This is a genomic window from Candidatus Moraniibacteriota bacterium (genome assembly GCA_016699385.1).
Classification (GTDB): Bacteria; Patescibacteriota; Minisyncoccia; order Moranbacterales; family UBA1568.
In genome coordinates, this window is the sequence record CP064974.1 from 410,180 (window position 1) to 428,026 (window position 17,847).

Consider the following 17,847-nt stretch of genomic DNA (forward strand, 5'->3'; position numbering starts at 1 on the left):
TGTAGAAAAAAATGAATCGTCACTTGTTTTTCCGAACAATATAGAGCGGGCGACCAAGGACTTCTCGGTGGATGTTCTCGATATAGAGCGAGAGAAGCCCAATAGACATAAGGAGAATGCCGACGAGAAAGACGATGAAAATGGCGAGATTCTCTGCATCGGAGAATGTTGAGGCAAAATGCGCGTGAAAAAAATATTTCCCAATCATAATATAGAATCCGGCAATGCCTGAAATAGCTGTGATACAAATACCGAGATATCCGGCAAGTCGAAGCGGGAGGAGGCTGAGTGAAACGAAACTATTAAAAGCAAGCCGTGCAAGCTTCCAGAAGTTGTAGCTCGCTGTCCCATGGAGGCGTTCATTTGCATCAAAGAAAACATAGGTGCGTTTGAAACCAAGCCAATCGATGAGTCCGCGCGTCATGCGATTGACCTCGGTGAGGCGGTTGAATTCGTCGACAACCACTCGGTCGAGCAATCGGAAATCGGTTGAATTTGGCACGATCTTTGTCTCGACAATTTTGTTGAGCACAGCGTAGAAGACCGTGGAACCGAGCTTCTTGACCCACGAGTCGCTCCGGCTTTTGTTTCGGACACCAACGACGACTTCAAAGCCCGCTTCCCATTGCTTGACGAATTCGGGGATGAGTTCGATTGGATGCTGCAAATCGGCATCCATGAGGATGCACGCATCGCCGGTCGCATGATTGAGTCCTGCTGTTGTCGCAATTTCTTTGCCGAAGTTTCGTGAGAAATCGAGATAGCGTATGTGATCATTATCAGTCGATGCCTGCTTCATGGCATCAAGCGTTTCATCAGTGCTCCCATCGTTTACGAAAAGAATTTCGTAGGAATAGCCACTTCCGAGCGATTCAAGCACCGGCACTACTTGCGCACAGAGGGCAGGAATATTCTCTGCTTCATTGTGCGCCGGAATGATGAGGGAAATCGTTTTCATAGAGTAAAGTAGCCAATATTTTGCCACGCCTTGATTAATGAGGGAAGAATGTCTTTCTGCTCTCAAGTATAACGCGAGCTTTCGTGAGATGCAAAGCACGGTCTATTTTGGTTGGATTTTTCTTGCCATTTCGGCAGTTCTTTGATAAGCTGGTCGAAGCGGTAAAAACGGTGTCGTTTTGTGTGTTAGATAGTGAGAGAGAGGACAATTAGCTCAGCTGGTTAGAGCGCTGCATTCACATTGCAGAGGTCGCTGGTTCGAGTCCAGCATTGTCCACAAGTTCCATGATTTTTTAGAGAATTCTTATGCAGACAAAGGTAGTGTTTATGCAGACGGTGGAAGGGGTTGCGAAGGTGGGAGATGTCAGAGTTGTTCCGGCAGGGTATGCTCGCAACTTTCTCTTTCCTCGCGAGCTTGCCGAGCCAGGGACAGAACAGGCTCTCAAGCGTGCCGAGATGCGTCAAGCGCAGGAGGCAAAGAAAGAGAATGACTTGCTTTCCAAGGTGAAGGAAGAGTCGCAAGCACTTCGCGAACGAGAGGTTCGTATCGGCGTCAAGGAGAAAGACGGCGTTATGTTTGGCTCGGTCACTGCCAAGGATATCGTCAAGGCGCTCGAGAAGGATGGTGTGATTATCTCAGAGAAACACATTATTCTGCCAAAGCCACTCAAGACACTTGGTGAACATGAGCTCACTGCCGACTTTGGTCATGGCATATCGGTACCATTTGTGGTACTCTTAAAGGGCGAGTAAGAAAAGAGAAAAAAGCACCTTTTAGACTTTTTCGGGGGAGCCGCTTCTAGAAGCGGCTCTCTGTCTTTATGAGAGATGGTGAAGAATAGAGACAAACAAAAACTAATGTCACTTCGCATAAGATCCTACTAAGAAAATCTGTTTCTCTGAAAAATAGTGTGGAAAGTTTAATCGTATCGATACTTTTTTAACAGGTTCTAAGGTGAGTTAAATAATTCGGTAATGAGTGAAATGCTATGACAAAGCCAAAGAAAAAACACACACGTTTTATTTTCGTTGTTGGGGGAGTGATGAGTGGCGTGGGGAAGGGGATAGCGTCGTCATCAATTGGGAGAATACTCTCATCGCGTGGTTTCAATGTGACGGCACTCAAGATCGATCCGTATATAAATGTCGACGCAGGCACCATGAATCCGACGGAACACGGCGAAGTATTCGTGCTCCAAGATGGATATGAAACTGATCAGGATATGGGAAATTACGAGCGGTTTCTTGGGAAGAGTCTCTCGCGAGAGAACTACATGACGACCGGAAGCGTATATCAGTCGGTCATAAATCGCGAGCGAAATCTGAAGTACAACGGAGCATGTGTCGAAGTCGTGCCGCATATTCCGCTTGAAGTGATTGCTCGCATCAAACGTGCCGCTCAGAATGACGACGCGGATATTGCTATCATAGAAATCGGCGGAACTATTGGTGAATACCAAAATATTCTTTTTCTCGAGGCGGCCCGAATGATGAAAATCAATCGACCAGAGGATGTGCTCTTTGTGCTTGTCAGCTATTTGCCAGTTCCCAACAAAATCGGTGAGATGAAAACAAAGCCGACGCAATATGCGGCACGAACATTAAATGGCGCCGGTATTCAGCCAGATATCATCATTGCGCGAAGCGATCATTCGCTCGACGAGAAACGCAAAGAAAAAATTGCCGTCTTCTGCAATGTGAAGAAAGAGGATGTGGTGAGTGCGCCGGATGTGGAAAGCATCTATGACGTTCCGGTCAATTTTGAAAAAGATAATCTCAGCACGCTTCTTCTCAAGAAACTCTCTCTTCGAGCGAAGACGAAGGATATGAAGCAGTGGAACAGTCTTGTCTCACGCATTCACGGACTCCAAGAAACCGTGAAAATTGGTATCGTGGGGAAATACTTCAAGACCGGGGATTTCGTACTCTCCGATGTATATATCAGCGTCATCGAAGCAATCAAACACGCTGCCTATTCGCTTCGTCGGAAGCCGATTATTGAGTGGCTCGACAGTGGCACATATGAAAGCGACCCGAGTTCTCTCAAAGAACTCTCGAACTACGACGGCATTCTGATTCCTGGAGGATTTGGATCGCGAGGTATCGAAGGGAAAATCGCCGCTATTGAGTATTGCCGTGAGAAGAAAATCCCGTATTTCGGACTTTGCTATGGCATGCAGCTTGCTGTGATCGAATATGCCCGCAACGTTGCCGGGCTCAAGGGTGCCAATACCGTAGAAATCGATGAACATGCCGTGCACCCAATCATTGATATCATGCCAGAGCAAAAGGAGCGCCTCCGGAAGAAAGAGTACGGCGCAACTATGCGACTGGGCGCCTATCCGGCAACGCTCAAGAAGGACACGCTTGCTCGGAGTGCCTATGGAAGAAAGGATATATCCGAACGTCATCGTCATCGATATGAGGTAAATCCCGAATACATCGAGCAATTGGAGAAGGCGGGCATCGTATTCTCCGGCACGTCGCCAGACGGCACGCTCATGGAAATCGCCGAGCTTCCACACGAGCAACACCCATTCTTTCTCGGTACACAATTTCACCCCGAGTTCCAATCTGCACCACTTAGCCCGCACCCGCTTTTCGTCGAATTTGTGAAAGCGTGTATACTAAAATCAGGGAAGTAATGTGATTTCGGAGATTGTATAATTGCATAAGAGACAAAATATATCACGTGTTTTCGTGAATAAACTATCATACAAAAGTATGGAACACGTTGAGACTGCTCGCTATCAGATAGTAGGAGGTGGAGCTGAAGAAAATCGAGAAGCAATATCAGAGTGGTTCGACAAGGAATTTCAGACGTGCCTTATCGAGAAAATAGCGAGAATGTCATTGCCCGATGAGAAAGAATGGGATTCCCTTGGATTACTAGAGAAGAATCAATTGAGAATGGGGATCATTATGGGAGGTTTTTCTGAATGGTATAGACAGCAGGGCATCTCTCAACGTTTTACGAGGGATCTGGAAAAGTTTTCAGAAATTTCTAAACTTCACGAAAAACATGGGGTATCGATGGCAATAAATGATGCTGAAAAAGAATCGCGCCGATTCGAAATGCAAAAAGATTTCTCTGCATTTACAGAAGGAATACCTGAGGAATGGGAAGCTTCTCATCTGTCAGAGGGTATTACTCAACATTGAGGGTTTGAGAATCTGCGTTGTAGAAAGAAACAAATCAATCAAAAAATCACCAGGAAAAACGGTGATTTTTTGATTGAAAAAAGAGGAGAATGTACTTCTTCCTACGCAATCGGGTCAACGTGGACGAAGATGCGCTTGGCGAGTTTGCCAGTAAAGGCAAGCATTTTCTTGTGCTGAAAGGAAACTCTGCCGTCAGAAAGGGAGAAAAGGGTATCATCGCCACCCTGCTTCACGTTCTTGCCGGGGTGAAATTTGGTACCACGCTGGCGAATGATGATTTCGCCGGGATGTACGACCTGACCGCCAAAACGCTTTACACCAAGGCGTTTTGAGATAGAATCGCGCCCAAGTTCTGTGGAGCCGCCCGCTTTACGATGTGCCATAAACAGAAAGATAGGAGATAACAAAGGAATGGTATCGCTTTTCCAGAATACTGTCAATGGTCGAGGGGGAGTGGGGGGTACCCTTCATTTCAGGAATATCGCATTGGTAGAGAGGATATATTGCTTGCATTTTCTCGTATCTGGGGATACGATGGCACATTATGGTGATACAAACCTTTCAGAAATATCTGCGACACAGGGGGGAGACGGTTCGCGAGTGGCTTTATCTATATGGGCGGCGAGGACTCTTGTCTCTCGGCATGCTTGTGGCACTCGCACTTGCCTTTGAAGGAGGGCTCTTGGTTGGTCGTGACCGACAAGTTGCGCCGGTAGTCGTCGAGAAACCCGCTGAGTCCTGTGTTGTAGCAATACCTGAAACTGGAGCTGAAAATAAAAGTAATACTTCTCAAAAAGAGCCGTTCTCTACTGAGAGCGAGAATGCGACAAACAAGACTATTGCCGCTTCTCCTTCAAAAGAGGCCTCATCGCAAGAGAGCAATCAGGTGTCCGTCTGTGCTTTTGTGGGAAGTCGGAATTCAGATAAGTATCACCTTCCGAAGTGCACGTGGGCGAAGCGTATCAAAGCAGAGAATCGCATATGCTTCGCTTCCGCCGCCGACGCCGAAGCGAAAGGCTACAAACCCGGATGCGTGAAATAAGGGAAGAAAATGTGGCAAATAATCCCGCTTGCTGTTTTTTCTTTTTTTTCGACAAACGTGAGATTTTCTGGGATAATGGAGGCATGATAGAGGCGGAAGAAACAAACAGAATGCAACACAAAGAGCACTATGATCGGGTGCGGACGCGTCGACTGGGTGGCATCGCGTTTCTTTTTGGTTTCTCGGATTCATTTCTCGTCTATATTCTTTCGGCATATTTTTCGGAGGCGATTGGCAATGCCAATGTGAGCATGTTCTATTTCCTTGCTTTTGGCGTCATGCTCGCCCTTCTTTTCTTCTTGCATGCGCTTGTCCGATTGATTGGCGGGCACTTGCTTTTTCTATTGCTTTTCTTCGGTGTCGTTGTGATACAGGTGCCGCTTATTTTCCTCCCGACATCACTCTGGGGATCGGTGTTTATCATGCTCTATCTCATTGTGACGACGCTTGCCTGGGTTACCTTTGACATGGTGCTTGAGAATGTCTCTGAAGATCGTCGTTCCGGCAGAATACGCGGCATGAATCTCTCGGCGATGAACATGGGTTTCCTCTTTGCCCCATTCCTATCCGCGGTTATCCTCGGACACTTTGGATTTTCCGGCGTTTTTTTTGTGAGCCTCGTTTTCTATTCCGCGCTCTTCTTGGTGGCGCTGCTTCTCCTTGTGGGATCGAAGCGACCAGTTGAACATCGTATATCGCCGATTGAAATTCTGCGAAAAGTGCTTCGACGTGCTGATATTTTGAGAATTTATACCGTCTCGTTTGCGCTCAACTTTTTCTATGCCACGATGATTGTTTATACATCACTTCGCCTTCGTGAGCTTGGTATGAGCTGGGGGAATATCGGTATCGTTTTTACGGTGATGCTCATACCATTCGTCGTTATACAGTATCCGCTCGGGAGTCTTGCCGATCGGCGGTTAGGAGAGAAAGAACTCCTCATTGGTTCGCTCCTTCTTGCAGCACTCTCTACAGCATCTCTCGTATGGATTCAAAGCGCGAGTGTTTTAATATGGGCGGTGATGCTTTTTGTGACGCGTATTGGCATCGCGGGTGTCGAAGTGCTTGGCGATTCGTATTTCTACAAACGCATTGAGGGAAGTGACAGTGATCTCATCGCTTTTTTTCGCACGGCGCGCCCGGTTGGCAATATCATCGCAGCGCTTTTCTTGGGACTTTGGCTTTTGTTTTTCTCACTCTCGAGTGTTTTTGTGTTACCGGCAATAGTACTTCTGTTTGCTGTTATTCCTGCCTTTCTCCTGGAAGATAATCCGAGCGAATATGAACAGGGAAGAATACTACAAAGAGAGTCTGGCATCTAAGGAGTTTGTCAGGAGAGTCTGTTTTCCAGAAAAATATAGACCACATTCTATGTCCAATCATGCCTATCCGGGACTCTCGACACGTGAAGCCGAAGCAGCTCTCGAACGTTACGGTATTAATGATGTCTCGCAACAGCAAACCGGGTTTGTACGAAAGTTTCTTGTTCCACTCTATTCACCCATATCGCTCATGCTACTTGGAGCGGCGGTACTCTCTCGCTTAAATGGGCGGTATTTCGATTTCTATTTCATCCTTGCCTTGTACTTTGTAAATTACTCCATACAGAAGTGGCAGGAATTCAAGGCAGATCGCGCTATTCAAGAATTGCAAAATCGTTTGTCATTCGATGTCTGGACACTTCGGGAAGGGAAGTGGGTCTTTGTGAATGCGAAGTATCTCGTCCCTGGCGATCATATTCGGCTCGGACTCGGAAGTATTATCCCGGCAGACGCAACGGTACTCGATGCCAAGAATCTCTCTGTGAATGAGGCTGTCCTCACTGGTGAATCTCTTCCCAAAGAAAAGCATGCAGGGAGTACCATCCTCTCTGGATCCTTCATTGCAACGGGGAATTTTGAAGCAGAAATAACGGCGACTGGTCGGCATACTGCTTTTGGCAAAACGATTTTTTCTATTGAGCAACCAACAGAGAAAAGCATCTTAGAGAGAGACATTTTAAGTATCACTCGATTCCTCATGGCAATCAGTATGATTGCCGTAGCGATACTTACGCTCGTGTTTCTCTTTCGTGGCGAGACACTCAATGATCTGATTCTCCTCGATCTGAGCCTTATTATTGCTGGTATTCCTATCGCGCTTCCTGCCGTCATGGCGATTATCTTGAGTATTGGCGCCTCCGGACTCGCCAAGAAACTCGTCATCGTGAGGCGACTTTCGGCACTTCAAGATCTTGCGAATGTAAACCTTCTCCTCACAGACAAAACAGGGACGCTCACAAAGAATGAAATCAGTGTTGCCAATGTCATTTCCTATCAAAGTGGCATGAGCACCGATGATGTCATCGAGCTTGCGCATCTTGCAACATCAGCGGATACACCAGATGCTATCGACTTAGCAATCACGAGAAGGTTTCAGAAAACTGGTCGATCATCCGAAGGAAGTGAGCTTCTGAATTTTACACCCTATGATTCGGAACGAAAGCATTCGACAGCGCTTATTCAGCGGGGGACGGGAAAAATTCTCATCAGTCTTGGCGCACCGCAAGTTATACGTGCACTCGATGAATTCGCCCTTCCCGAAATGGCGAAACGCTTCGAAAGCGATATTCGTGAAGCGGCACAGAACGGATTCCGCGTCCTTGCTGTTGCCACGAAAAAAGAAAGTGTCGAAGAGTCTCACATGGAAATCGCCGGGGTACTTTTTTTGGCAGATCCTCTCGACGAACGCTCGAAAGAGACGATGCACTTTATGCGAGAGAATGGCATCGCCGTCAAAATGTTGACCGGAGACAATCGCGTCATTGCCGAACGAATCGCTCAAGAGCTCGACCTCGTTGGCGATGTTTTTCCGGCGGAAGAGGCGCGGAAACTTTTTGGCGATGCCGAGGAGATGCATCGACGATTCGATTCGATTGCTGCATTTGCCGAAATTCTTCCGAAGGATAAATACGAGATTGTGAAGGCGTTTCAATCGAAGTATGTTGTTGCATCAACCGGCGATGGTATCAATGATCTCCCAGCGCTCAAGGTTGCCAATGTGGGCATTGCGGTTTCCGGTGCCGTGAGTGCGCTCAAGAGCATGGCGGATATCGTCCTTCTCGGGCAAGGACTCTCTGTTATTCAGGACGCAATTCTCGAGTCGCGAAAAATATTTGTACGGCTCTACAACTATTCGGTCTATCGGATTTCCGAAAGTTTCCGTCTCGTCATTACCATCCTCATTCTCGGTGTGTGGTATGGATTCTATCCGCTCGTTCCGCTTCAGCTCATTTTACTCGCATTCTTAAATGATATCCCGATTATTTCGCTTGCTTTCGATCGCGTGCGAATTCTTGCGAAACCGTCGGAAGTGAATGTCAAAGAGCGTCTTGCCTTGAGTCTCCTCTTTGGCTCTGTTGGTGTGATGAATAGTATCCTCCTCTTTTTTCTTATGACGAACATATTTCATCTTTCTCTCCCAGTCATCCAGACGATATTTTTCCTCAAACTCACGGTTTCCGGACATGCCTTGGTCTTTGTGGCACACACCAAAGAACGGTGGTATCGATTCCTCCCGAGTCGAGCCGTGATACTCTCGACCATTACAACACAGGTGCTCGCTACAGCACTCGCGGTGACGGGATTCCTCATGCCAGCGAGTATCTCGCTCTCAACAGCGCTCCTTGTGTGGATATGGGCATTCATATGGATGCAAATCAGCGAACTCATGAAAGATATACAGATGAAATTTTTTCAAAAAAAGTGATACTCTCTGCAAAGTTTTTCAAGAATGTGTAAGAAAGTGTCTATTTTGAGACACTGTAAAGATATAATTTTTTTCTTTTCTCTATGGAACCGGATGTTCTCAAAAAATTAGAAGAGATGGAACGGAAAATAGACAGCATGTTCGCGAGTGTCGAGAAACTTCGGCGATATTTTCTCTGGACACTCATTATTACACTCGTCACGGTGATTCTTCCGATTGTTGCTCTTGTCTTTGTTGCACCATGGGCGCTCGGCATTCTTTCAAACGCTTATACTATCCAATAATTATCTCTTCTATGGCACGTTTTTTGAAGGGTGCGCTACTTTTCGTTGTTCTTGGTGTACTTTTTGGCATGCAGTTTTTTGTCTATTTCTCTATTGGAGAATTTTTCTCAATTACCGATGCTGCAAATCGACTTTTGCTCTATATTGGTACGACAGCCATACCGCTGGGATTTATTTGTGCTTCCATATTGGGAAGGATGAGAGAAAACATCTTCACGAAGTATTTCTATGTGTTCACGGGGATTCTCCTCGGTATCGGAGCAAATATTGCACTTGCGTCCCTTGCCACTTGGGGAGCGCTTTGGATTTTTGGCAACTCAATAAACTTTTCGGCAGCAACTCTCGCGGGAGTGTTCTTTGCGCTGGCACTCATTCTATCTCTCTACGGTGTTTGGAATGCAGCACATCCGATTGTGAAGTCTATTGAAGTCACCATTCCGGGTCTTCCCGATACATGGAAGGGGAAGTGTATTGTCCAACTATCAGATATTCATTTGGGGTATGTCTACCAGTTGAATTTCATGCGTCGAATTGTTGAACAGGTGAACGCGATTCGCCCGGAAGCAGTTGTTATTACGGGGGATCTTTTTGATGGCATGGATGGTGACCTCGAACATGCCGTTGACACGCTCAATGATATTCATGCGAATCACGGAACATTCTTTGTCAATGGAAATCACGAGACCTATTTCGGACTTGAAAAGTCCTTCGCCTTACTCGAGAGAACATCCGTGAGAATTCTCAAGGATGAGGTCGTTGACATTGATGGCCTTAAAATACTCGGTATCGGTTATCCGGAGCAAGGTGAGCACAAAGATGTGGTACGCATTGCAGAATCACTCGGGAATGATTGGAAGGGGCGACCGAATATTCTTCTCTATCACGCACCGGCACATGTCAAAGGTTTCCGAGAATCAGGTGTCCATCTCCAACTCTCAGGACATACACATAAGGGTCAAATTTTCCCTTTCAATTTCATTACAAAAATCGTGCACCAAGGGCATGACTACGGACTGTACACGCATGACGACTACACGCTCTATACGACAAGCGGCATCGGCACCTGGGGACCATCTATGCGACTTGGCAATCGCCCAGAGATTGTCGCGATTACACTTCGATAATTCGCACACGCTCAGAGTATACTGTCAACGTTGACAGGGAAAAACGTTTTTCTCTACAATTGGAAGACACTTGTGGCTTTTAGTCTGCTATTCTTCTTTCATTTTCCGGTATGATTACACTCAAAAATGTTACGAAATATTTCGGGAATGTAAAGGCGGTCGACGATCTTTCATTTTCTGTGGACTCGGGCGAAGTGATTGGTTTTCTTGGACCAAATGGTGCCGGGAAAACAACAACGCTTCGCATGATGACCGGATTCCTCTCTCCCGATCGAGGGTCCGTCACTATAGATGGTATCAATATTGAGCATGACCCGGTAGCCGTACAGAAAAAGATAGGCTATCTTCCCGAGAACAATCCGCTCTACACAAATATGCTCGTGTCGGAGTTTCTCGATCTTGCCGCGCGCCTTCATCAGGTTTCGCCATCTGATCAATCGGAAGCAATGGGTCGCGTTGTGCATGCTGTCGGTATCGAGGAAATGTTCTACCGTTCGATACGAGAGCTTTCCAAGGGATTCCGCCAGCGAGTCGGTATCGCGGCGGCACTCATCCACCAGCCGGATATCATTATTCTTGATGAGCCGACCGAGGGTCTTGATCCAAACCAGCGAGGCGATATTCGAACACTGATCAAAGATCTCGCAAAAAAGCACACTGTAATCATGAGTACACACGTGATGCAGGAAGCATCTGCTGTATGCAGCCGGCTCCTCATACTCAATAAAGGGAAACTCGCCGCAGATGGAACAGTGCAAGAACTTTCTGCTGGCGCAGAAGGGAAGCGAGTGCTCTCAATTGATATTGAAGGTGATGAGGTTATGGCGGAAATCAAGAAACTCGCTGGCAGTGACGCGGTATCCATAAAGGAGCAAAAGAAGAATCGATTCGCTGCTCTCGTGTCAGTCGAAAAAGGCATGGAAATCCGTCCGGATATTTCTAGACTTGTCGGGAAGTACCACTGGATTGTCTGGGATATGCACGAAGAAGAACGAAAGCTCGAAGATATTTTCCACGCACTCACCAAGGAATAGACTTATGAAAAACATCCTTACTCTCATCCGAAAGGAGATGCAAAGCTCTTTCAATAATCCGACAGCCTATGTCGTCATTGCGGCATTTCTCTTACTCTGGGAATTTTTGTTCTTCCGGCAAGTATTCCTTATTGGGGAAGTATCCGTGCGAAGTCTCTTTGACTTCTTGCCTTGGCTCCTTCTCTTGGTCATACCAGCGCTCACTATGGGGTCAATTGCAGAAGAAAAGAGCGAGGGAACACTCGAAATTCTCCTCACGCGTCCGATACAACCAGCGGAACTTATTTTGGGGAAATTCTTCGGTATCCTCGCGTTTTTTTCGATAGCAACGGCATTTGTCTTCCCGATTGCGTGGAGCTTTCATTTCTTCGGAGTGGTCGATTGGAGGCAGACCTTTACGCAGTATCTCGGCGGGATATTCCTTGCCGCTGTTTTGGCAAGTCTTGGTATTGCAGTGTCGAGCCTTGTGAGAAGTCAGATAACTGCATTTATCGTGTCGGCAATTGCAAGCTTTTTCCTCATTATCGCGGGCATGGAAATTGTGACATCAAGACTCCCGCTTTCGATGGCGTCATTTTTTGAACAATTCTCCGTATTTAATCACTTCACTTCGCTTGCGCGCGGCGTTATCGATACAAGAGACATATGGTATTTCTTCTCCTTTACCGCTGTATTTTTAAGCGTTGCTTTTCTTAATATTCTTCAGTCCAAACTCGGAAAACGCCGGAAAACCTATAGACAGTATCGTCTCGCACTGGCGGTATTGTTTGGTATTGCACTCTTCTCAAATATAGTCGGCTCGAGGATTCCTGGGCGCATCGACTTGACGCGCAATAAAACCTATACGCTCTCTCCAGCAACCAGCACTCTTCTGACGTCGCTTCCCAATGATATCGTCAATATCTCGCTTTATGCCTCGGGACAGCTTCCAGCAGAATTTCAGCCCGTACTGCGCGATACAAAAGACATGCTCTCGGATTATCAGCGCATCGCTGCCGGGAGAATTCAACTCACCACCAAAGATCCCTTGTCAGACGAGGCAGTTACAAGCGAAGCGAAGTCTCTTGGCGTTCAATCGGTCCGCTTCAATGTCGTATCGCAAGAAGCCTATCAGGTAAAAGAGGGTTACCTCGGCATCGTCATTTCATTTGGCGGGAAACATGAAACCATACCTTTCGTTCGAAGCACGGACACACTGGAATATCAGCTCTCAAGTCTCCTCACCAAACTCACTACCGACAAAAAGCCTGCTGTCGGTATACTCTCCGGTCACGGTGAAAAGAGTCTTTTCCAAGACTACGCTCGTATTGCCAATGAGTGGGGAAAACAATTTGATGTGCGAGAAATCGCTGCAGAGAGTGACACTTCATCGACAGATACCGGTACAAGCAAAGCCAGTGCAGTCAAAAAACCTACAGAAGAAAAGACCCCGAAGCATTTCACGCTCTCGGATGATCTGAAAGTGCTCGTCGTCGCCGGACCAACTGAGGATTTCTCGGACGATGAAAAGAAGACAATTACTGATTTTCTCAATCGAGGAGGAAGCGCGCTCTTCTTAATCGACGGCGTCACAGCTTCTCCGGACACTATGAGCGCCTCAAAAAATACCAGCAACTTCGCCGATTTCCTCAAGACTGAAACAGGTGTCACTGTTCAGTCCAATATGCTCTACGATCTCCGCGCCAATGAATCCGTGAGTTTTGGCGGGAAACAACAAATGCAATATATCTTGCCCTATCCTCTCTGGATTCGCGCGCAGAAAATAGCGAGCGAATCCCCGCTTGTTGCATCGGTGAATGAACTTTCACTTCCCTGGACAAGTAGCATCGAAACAGACGATGCCATCCTCAAACAAAAAGGCTATGCATCGACACCACTCTTCTCCACGACGCCTTTTGCAGGTCAAGAAGAGACGAATCTTACCATAGCGCCAGACCAAGACTTCCCAAAGACAAACCTTGCTCAGCGCACAGTCGCAGTCGCTCTCACACACGCTACCTCAGAAGGGGAGAAGGCGACATCACGAATTATCATCGTTGGTAATTCCGGGTTTCTAACTGATCAATTTGTCGGAAATAATCCGGCAAATCTTTCATTTGGTGTCGAGGCACTCGCATTCTTGGGACAAGAGTCTTCTCTCGGATCAATCGCTGCCAAAAATGCCTCGGTGGAGAAGTTTGCATTCACAAGTGCTTCCGAACCAAATATCTTGAAGTTTGGTAATATGGCATTTGCTCTGTCGCTCACGATTGGATATGGTATGTTCCGTCTCTTCCGAAGAAATCGCAAACGACGATTTAGCTATGGTGAAGAATTCTAACAAACGCCTATGAATAGCTCATTCCTCAAAATAACTTCCCTTATTCTCGCTGGGCTCTTCCTTCTTGCTGTCATCCCCTGGATGAGCGACGCTTTCGCTCCCAAGAAGGGAGGGAGCATAAGTGATGCCGCTATCAGTGTCAACCTTTCATCTTTTACGGAAAACTCCGTCATGTCTGTGAGTATGAAGCAGAAAGACAAAGATGCCGTTGCATTGGAAAAGAAAGGGGATGTCTGGAAAATAGGTACCGATGATGCCGACACAGGCAAGGTAACTTCGCTCTTTCAGTCATTTGCGACGCTTACTCCTCGCGAAATGGTCTCAAAAAACGAGGATAATTTCAGTAAATTCGGTGTCACCAAAGATGATGGCATTCGACTCGAAATCCGCGACACGAGTGGTGGGTCTTCGGTCTTCTACATCGGTATCGCAAGCGATGTCCCACAGGAGTTTTTTATTCGTAAAGACGGTATCAAGAATGCCTACTCAGTAAGCGGCAATCTGCGAGACCTCCTTACCAAAGATGCCTCGTATTGGAAGAAAGCTCCGGAAGAAAAGTCTGCCACAACAACTCCCTCGACGAGCTCCTCGAAGGAAATGGTAAAATAGTGTATACTCGGGAAATGCTGCTAGCAAAAAATAATCAAATGCGATAAAAAATACTATGTCTGATATCCAAAGCATTTTCGATCACTTGAGCGAGATGAAGAAAGAGCAGAAAGAAATAAAGAAAGAGTATCGCGATGTGCTCGCACAGAATCTCGATTACGAAAAAGCGGTCGAAGAGCTCGAAAAAGCGCGTGAAAAAAAGACGACATTTGAGCAAAAAGCCAAAGACTCTCTCGGTAAGCGTTATGAACGCCATGAGGAGCTTGTCGATGAAATCAAGGCCAACCAAGAAATGCTTTCCGACATGGCGATGACAACCCTCATGGATGGCAAGACCGTCGAAGCGACCGATGAGTACGGCAACAAATACGAGCCCATCTTCGCCGTCCGCTTCAAGAAACAAGGATAAGAGGAGGAAAAATGATAGCTTTCGCACTTTCACAACTCCAGAAATGAGAGGGGTACATAAAGATGCAACACCAAATATACGGATTTAGAGTATGGAACAATACAGCAAACCGTCGCTGTTACCAATGTGGAGCAATTCTCCCCGAAGGTTTGTATATTCGTTGCGGAAACCATTTCTTCTGTTTCTCGCAAATGCCAAATTCCTGCTATTCGAGGTGGGTAGGGGAAGTATTTCCCCCAAGCATGGTAAAAAGCGCTATAGAAGAGGGGGCAGCCTTCGATATGACTCTTCAATCCTGCTAGATCGGGATATAAAGTGTTACACTCATGTAAAATAAAATGAGGCTGTGCGGAACATAAAAGCCGATTCAAAATGGAATTCGGCTTTTTATTTTTCTCTCTCAATGAAAATTGAGTGTCCTTAAGAATTATAGAGTGAGTTATAAATAAGCTTGACTGTTTAGGAAGGGGTAATGATTCTATCGTAAGAGTAAGGGAGGAGGGGTAAGAAAGAAATAAAAACAGCATAGATGTGTGTTGGTTCTCAAAAATGATATGTCGCATAATGTAAGTTATGCGACATGTTGACAGTTTTTGAAGACAGAGACACTTGTTTTGCAACATGAAAAAAGCCGATCCACAATCTATATGGGTCGGCTTTCCTTTCATGGTGTCCCTCTTTCTTTTTATCTACGCACCTTTTAGAACTCTCATTTGTTATCTTTTTGACTCCAATGAGCCCAACCTCTCCTGAATTTTTCGGAAAAATTCAGGGCCGAGAAGTTCACCAAGATGATTCTCGTCTTTGCATTCATCTTCTTCCACTTCTTCTGCCTCGCTGTCAGTATCATCATACTTCAATTCCGAGAAAATATGAGGGACAATGAATGAGAGGCAGAAAATGATGCCCACAACCATCAAAATAGCTGCAAAAACACTTTCATCGACGCTTTTCCCGCGATAAAAATAATTAGCAGAAAAAGCACCGAAAGCTACTATCAGTAGACTCAAAACAGCCAATGTTACCTTTTCTTGATCTACCACATCTATAAGCGTGTACTTCCAGCTTTTCTTAGCATTCTCATTCTTCTCATTCTTCTCATTCTTCTCTTTCATAGCATATTCTCCTGATTGGAGTTGGAGGTTGTTTGGATTGTAAATGTACTGCGTCGGCAATGTATCATAGAAAAGATGATCTGTCTATGCTTGAAAAATTTCTGGATAGGGAAGTCGCGTGGAAATAACCTCCGCCTTTCTTCTTTCTTTGGAGGGATTCTTGGGATATAATGGGGCTATATGAATGAACAAAAACAGGGTACCACTCCCCTCTTGTTAGAATCGGATCAGGCAATATTTGATCGAGTTTCGGGTGCATGGATAGTGTTTCTTTTCAGTGCTTTTTTTCTTGCGATAGGCGGTATATTTACCGACAATGCCATCCTCGTGCTATCGCTTATAGTAATAGTTGGGACACTGATAGCGCTTTGGAAATTGCGTCCGTCACGAGAGCTTGGGATAGTTGGCATTGCCACACTTGCCTTTGTACTTCTCATTTCTTTCCCCTCCTCCCCTTCTGTGTTCTCGGGACGAGACCAGGGATCGTATGCGGAGGCTGCCATTCGGCTTGCACATGATCATTCGCTTCAGTCGCATACACCCGCTGTCGAGCAAGAGCTTTTCCACCTCTATGGAGAAGGCAAGGCACTCAATGTGCCAGGATTCTTTTTTGCTTCGAATGGATCACTCGTCACACAATTTCCACTCGGAAACATCGCTTGGTTTGGAGCGAGTGTCTCACTCTTTGGCATTGTCGGACTCTCTCTCGCCAATGCATTCACGCTGTTTGTTTCACTCCTCACCCTCTTTATTTTCCTGAGACGATTTGTAGCATTTCCATTTGCTGCTTCCGGCGTTGCAGTTGCAGCACTTTCTTTTCCCTTCATCTGGATACAAGAGCGGACACTGAGTGAAAATGTAGCGCTTCCATTATTTTTGATACTTTCCGTTCATCTCGTGTCATTTCTTACTGACCCAAAGCGACGGATATGGTGGCTTGCCATACTTTCGGCAACATTTTTGTATCTAACACGAATCGAAGGATTTTTTCTTTTCGCTCTTTCGGTAGTAGTGGTATTTTCCCAACAGGAAGCGCGTCGATACCTGCTCTCGCATTTCTTCACGACACTCCTTCCGGCAGTTGTCATCGTTAGTGCCATACTCAGTATCGATATTGTTTCCAATCTTCCCTTCTACCGAACAATAGGGAAAGCTGTCATGGAATCATTTGTGACTCCCAGTTCCAATACATCCTCTGCACTCCTCCCTTCAACGATGCCGCTATTTCGGACACTTGAAATATTCTGGACATACGGCATGATTTCGATTCTTTCACTCGCACTTCTGGGTTTTATCATGCTTTTTAAGGGGCGGCAATTCATTCGACTTGTGCCGTTTTGGTTGGCACTTCCCACATTCATGTATCTCTTCAGCCCGCAAATATCACCGGATCATCCGTGGATACTTCGACGATTTGTGTTTGCATTCTGGCCGACGGCTATCGTACTCGCAATATGTGCACTGGCTCGATTGCAGATATCTTTCGAAGGGCGCTACCCGGGAAAGATTCTCTTTCGTCCAGCTCTTTTCTCATCATTTTTCTCCGCACTCCTCATCCTCCCAGCGCTCCCGACAACGGCTCCAAGACTTTTCTTCTCCGAGAACAGGTACCTACTCTCGGATGTCGAGACACTTTCAACGTATTTTTCAGATCGCGACCTCATCCTTGTTGACCGCATGTCGTCTGGGGATCCCTTCTCCATTATAGCTGACCCTCTTAGTACCTTGTTTGGAAAAAATGCGATGTATTTCTTCAATCCAGATGATTTGTCGCGCCTCGATATTGCTCAATATGAACATGTCTATCTCATTGTTCAAGATGGAGATGAACACATCTATCAATCGGCACTCAATTCTTACTTCGAATTTCGAAAGATGCGTCCGTACACGCTTCGTACTTCTACATTTAGTCGCGAAACCGATCCAGCTCGCATTCCTCTGCGAAATGACGAGGTCATATCAGGAACGGTGTTTCTTGTTGTTCCGAAGTAGGAGATTGTGTATCATAGAAAAAATTATGCCTCATTCTCATCATTTCAAAAAA

The 17,847-nt window shown here is 46.1% G+C and carries 16 protein-coding genes and 1 tRNA gene; 14 read left to right on the plus strand and 3 right to left on the minus strand.

Annotated elements, in window-relative coordinates; all coding sequences use genetic code 11:
* Nucleotides 1-19: 19 nt before the first annotated feature.
* On the minus strand, nucleotides 20-958 hold the full coding sequence (locus IPJ67_01930; GenBank protein QQR77881.1) for a glycosyltransferase family 2 protein: 939 nt from the start codon (nucleotides 956-958) through the stop codon (nucleotides 20-22).
* Nucleotides 959-1,160: 202 nt separating this feature from the next.
* On the opposite strand from IPJ67_01930, the gene IPJ67_01935 reads away from it, so the two are divergent.
* The 4 genes from IPJ67_01935 to IPJ67_01950 all read left to right on the plus strand — a co-directional run bounded on the left by IPJ67_01935 (nucleotide 1,161) and on the right by IPJ67_01950 (nucleotide 4,119).
* Nucleotides 1,161-1,234: transfer RNA gene (locus tag IPJ67_01935), tRNA-Val, on the plus strand.
* A gap of 29 nt (nucleotides 1,235-1,263) precedes the next feature.
* Nucleotides 1,264-1,710, plus strand: coding sequence for a 50S ribosomal protein L9 (gene rplI / locus IPJ67_01940; GenBank protein QQR77882.1), 447 nt, complete (start codon nucleotides 1,264-1,266; stop codon nucleotides 1,708-1,710).
* 236 nt (nucleotides 1,711-1,946) lie between these two features.
* Nucleotides 1,947-3,602, plus strand: coding sequence for a CTP synthase (locus tag IPJ67_01945; protein ID QQR77883.1), 1,656 nt, complete (start codon nucleotides 1,947-1,949; stop codon nucleotides 3,600-3,602).
* Between the two features lie 79 nt (nucleotides 3,603-3,681).
* Entirely contained in the window at nucleotides 3,682-4,119 is a 438-nt protein-coding gene (locus IPJ67_01950; GenBank protein ID QQR77884.1) for a hypothetical protein, read from the plus strand.
* Between the two features lie 101 nt (nucleotides 4,120-4,220).
* Here IPJ67_01950 and rpmA read toward each other — a convergent pair whose 3' ends face one another.
* Nucleotides 4,221-4,502, minus strand: coding sequence for a 50S ribosomal protein L27 (rpmA, locus tag IPJ67_01955; protein ID QQR77885.1), 282 nt, complete (start codon nucleotides 4,500-4,502; stop codon nucleotides 4,221-4,223).
* Between the two features lie 161 nt (nucleotides 4,503-4,663).
* Here rpmA and IPJ67_01960 point away from each other — a divergent pair, with 161 nt between their 5' ends.
* From IPJ67_01960 to IPJ67_02000, 9 genes are all read left to right on the plus strand, one after another.
* Nucleotides 4,664-5,161, plus strand: a complete 498-nt coding sequence (locus tag IPJ67_01960; protein ID QQR77886.1) for a hypothetical protein — start codon at nucleotides 4,664-4,666, stop codon at nucleotides 5,159-5,161.
* Nucleotides 5,149-6,483 (plus strand): MFS transporter, encoded by a 1,335-nt coding sequence (locus tag IPJ67_01965; protein ID QQR77887.1) that lies wholly within the window; start codon nucleotides 5,149-5,151, stop codon nucleotides 6,481-6,483. The genes IPJ67_01960 and IPJ67_01965 overlap by 13 nt, the downstream gene beginning before the upstream one ends.
* Nucleotides 6,484-6,532: 49 nt before the next feature.
* A complete protein-coding gene (locus tag IPJ67_01970) occupies nucleotides 6,533-8,908 on the plus strand; it encodes a plasma-membrane proton-efflux P-type ATPase (GenBank protein QQR77888.1) in 2,376 nt (791 codons plus the stop codon).
* 83 nt (nucleotides 8,909-8,991) lie between these two features.
* The gene (locus tag IPJ67_01975; GenBank protein ID QQR77889.1) at nucleotides 8,992-9,192 is read left to right on the plus strand and encodes a hypothetical protein; all 201 of its coding nucleotides are present in this window, start codon (nucleotides 8,992-8,994) and stop codon (nucleotides 9,190-9,192) included.
* 11 nt (nucleotides 9,193-9,203) lie between these two features.
* Nucleotides 9,204-10,316 carry a metallophosphoesterase gene (locus tag IPJ67_01980; protein QQR77890.1) on the plus strand — a complete coding sequence of 371 codons (1,113 nt, stop codon included), beginning with the start codon at nucleotides 9,204-9,206 and terminating at the stop codon, nucleotides 10,314-10,316.
* 110 nt (nucleotides 10,317-10,426) lie between these two features.
* On the plus strand, nucleotides 10,427-11,350 hold the full coding sequence (locus IPJ67_01985) for an ABC transporter ATP-binding protein (protein QQR77891.1): 924 nt from the start codon (nucleotides 10,427-10,429) through the stop codon (nucleotides 11,348-11,350).
* A gap of 4 nt (nucleotides 11,351-11,354) precedes the next feature.
* Nucleotides 11,355-13,670 (plus strand): Gldg family protein, encoded by a 2,316-nt coding sequence (locus IPJ67_01990; GenBank protein ID QQR77892.1) that lies wholly within the window; start codon nucleotides 11,355-11,357, stop codon nucleotides 13,668-13,670.
* A 9-nt stretch (nucleotides 13,671-13,679) separates the two neighbouring features.
* Nucleotides 13,680-14,279 (plus strand): DUF4340 domain-containing protein, encoded by a 600-nt coding sequence (locus IPJ67_01995; GenBank protein QQR77893.1) that lies wholly within the window; start codon nucleotides 13,680-13,682, stop codon nucleotides 14,277-14,279.
* Nucleotides 14,280-14,334: 55 nt separating this feature from the next.
* Entirely contained in the window at nucleotides 14,335-14,688 is a 354-nt protein-coding gene (locus IPJ67_02000) for a hypothetical protein (protein QQR77894.1), read from the plus strand.
* A gap of 716 nt (nucleotides 14,689-15,404) precedes the next feature.
* Here IPJ67_02000 and IPJ67_02005 read toward each other — a convergent pair.
* The gene (locus IPJ67_02005) at nucleotides 15,405-15,803 is read right to left on the minus strand and encodes a hypothetical protein (GenBank protein ID QQR77895.1); all 399 of its coding nucleotides are present in this window, start codon (nucleotides 15,801-15,803) and stop codon (nucleotides 15,405-15,407) included.
* 180 nt (nucleotides 15,804-15,983) lie between these two features.
* Here IPJ67_02005 and IPJ67_02010 point away from each other — a divergent pair, with 180 nt between their 5' ends.
* Nucleotides 15,984-17,795, plus strand: coding sequence for a hypothetical protein (locus IPJ67_02010; GenBank protein QQR77896.1), 1,812 nt, complete (start codon nucleotides 15,984-15,986; stop codon nucleotides 17,793-17,795).
* Nucleotides 17,796-17,847: the final 52 nt, after the last annotated feature.

What these genes read in the sequence shown, in the direction of transcription:
- IPJ67_01930 (QQR77881.1), bottom strand. Translation starts at nt 958, where the DNA reads ATGAAAACGATTTCCCTCATCATTCCGGCGCACAATGAAGCAGAGAAT.
- rplI (QQR77882.1), top strand. Translation starts at nt 1,264, where the DNA reads ATGCAGACAAAGGTAGTGTTTATGCAGACGGTGGAAGGGGTTGCGAAG.
- IPJ67_01945 (QQR77883.1), top strand. Translation starts at nt 1,947, where the DNA reads ATGACAAAGCCAAAGAAAAAACACACACGTTTTATTTTCGTTGTTGGG.
- IPJ67_01950 (QQR77884.1), top strand. Translation starts at nt 3,682, where the DNA reads ATGGAACACGTTGAGACTGCTCGCTATCAGATAGTAGGAGGTGGAGCT.
- rpmA (QQR77885.1), bottom strand. Translation starts at nt 4,502, where the DNA reads ATGGCACATCGTAAAGCGGGCGGCTCCACAGAACTTGGGCGCGATTCT.
- IPJ67_01960 (QQR77886.1), top strand. Translation starts at nt 4,664, where the DNA reads ATGGTGATACAAACCTTTCAGAAATATCTGCGACACAGGGGGGAGACG.
- IPJ67_01965 (QQR77887.1), top strand. Translation starts at nt 5,149, where the DNA reads ATGCGTGAAATAAGGGAAGAAAATGTGGCAAATAATCCCGCTTGCTGT.
- IPJ67_01970 (QQR77888.1), top strand. Translation starts at nt 6,533, where the DNA reads ATGTCCAATCATGCCTATCCGGGACTCTCGACACGTGAAGCCGAAGCA.
- IPJ67_01975 (QQR77889.1), top strand. Translation starts at nt 8,992, where the DNA reads ATGGAACCGGATGTTCTCAAAAAATTAGAAGAGATGGAACGGAAAATA.
- IPJ67_01980 (QQR77890.1), top strand. Translation starts at nt 9,204, where the DNA reads ATGGCACGTTTTTTGAAGGGTGCGCTACTTTTCGTTGTTCTTGGTGTA.
- IPJ67_01985 (QQR77891.1), top strand. Translation starts at nt 10,427, where the DNA reads ATGATTACACTCAAAAATGTTACGAAATATTTCGGGAATGTAAAGGCG.
- IPJ67_01990 (QQR77892.1), top strand. Translation starts at nt 11,355, where the DNA reads ATGAAAAACATCCTTACTCTCATCCGAAAGGAGATGCAAAGCTCTTTC.
- IPJ67_01995 (QQR77893.1), top strand. Translation starts at nt 13,680, where the DNA reads ATGAATAGCTCATTCCTCAAAATAACTTCCCTTATTCTCGCTGGGCTC.
- IPJ67_02000 (QQR77894.1), top strand. Translation starts at nt 14,335, where the DNA reads ATGTCTGATATCCAAAGCATTTTCGATCACTTGAGCGAGATGAAGAAA.
- IPJ67_02005 (QQR77895.1), bottom strand. Translation starts at nt 15,803, where the DNA reads ATGAAAGAGAAGAATGAGAAGAATGAGAAGAATGAGAATGCTAAGAAA.
- IPJ67_02010 (QQR77896.1), top strand. Translation starts at nt 15,984, where the DNA reads ATGAATGAACAAAAACAGGGTACCACTCCCCTCTTGTTAGAATCGGAT.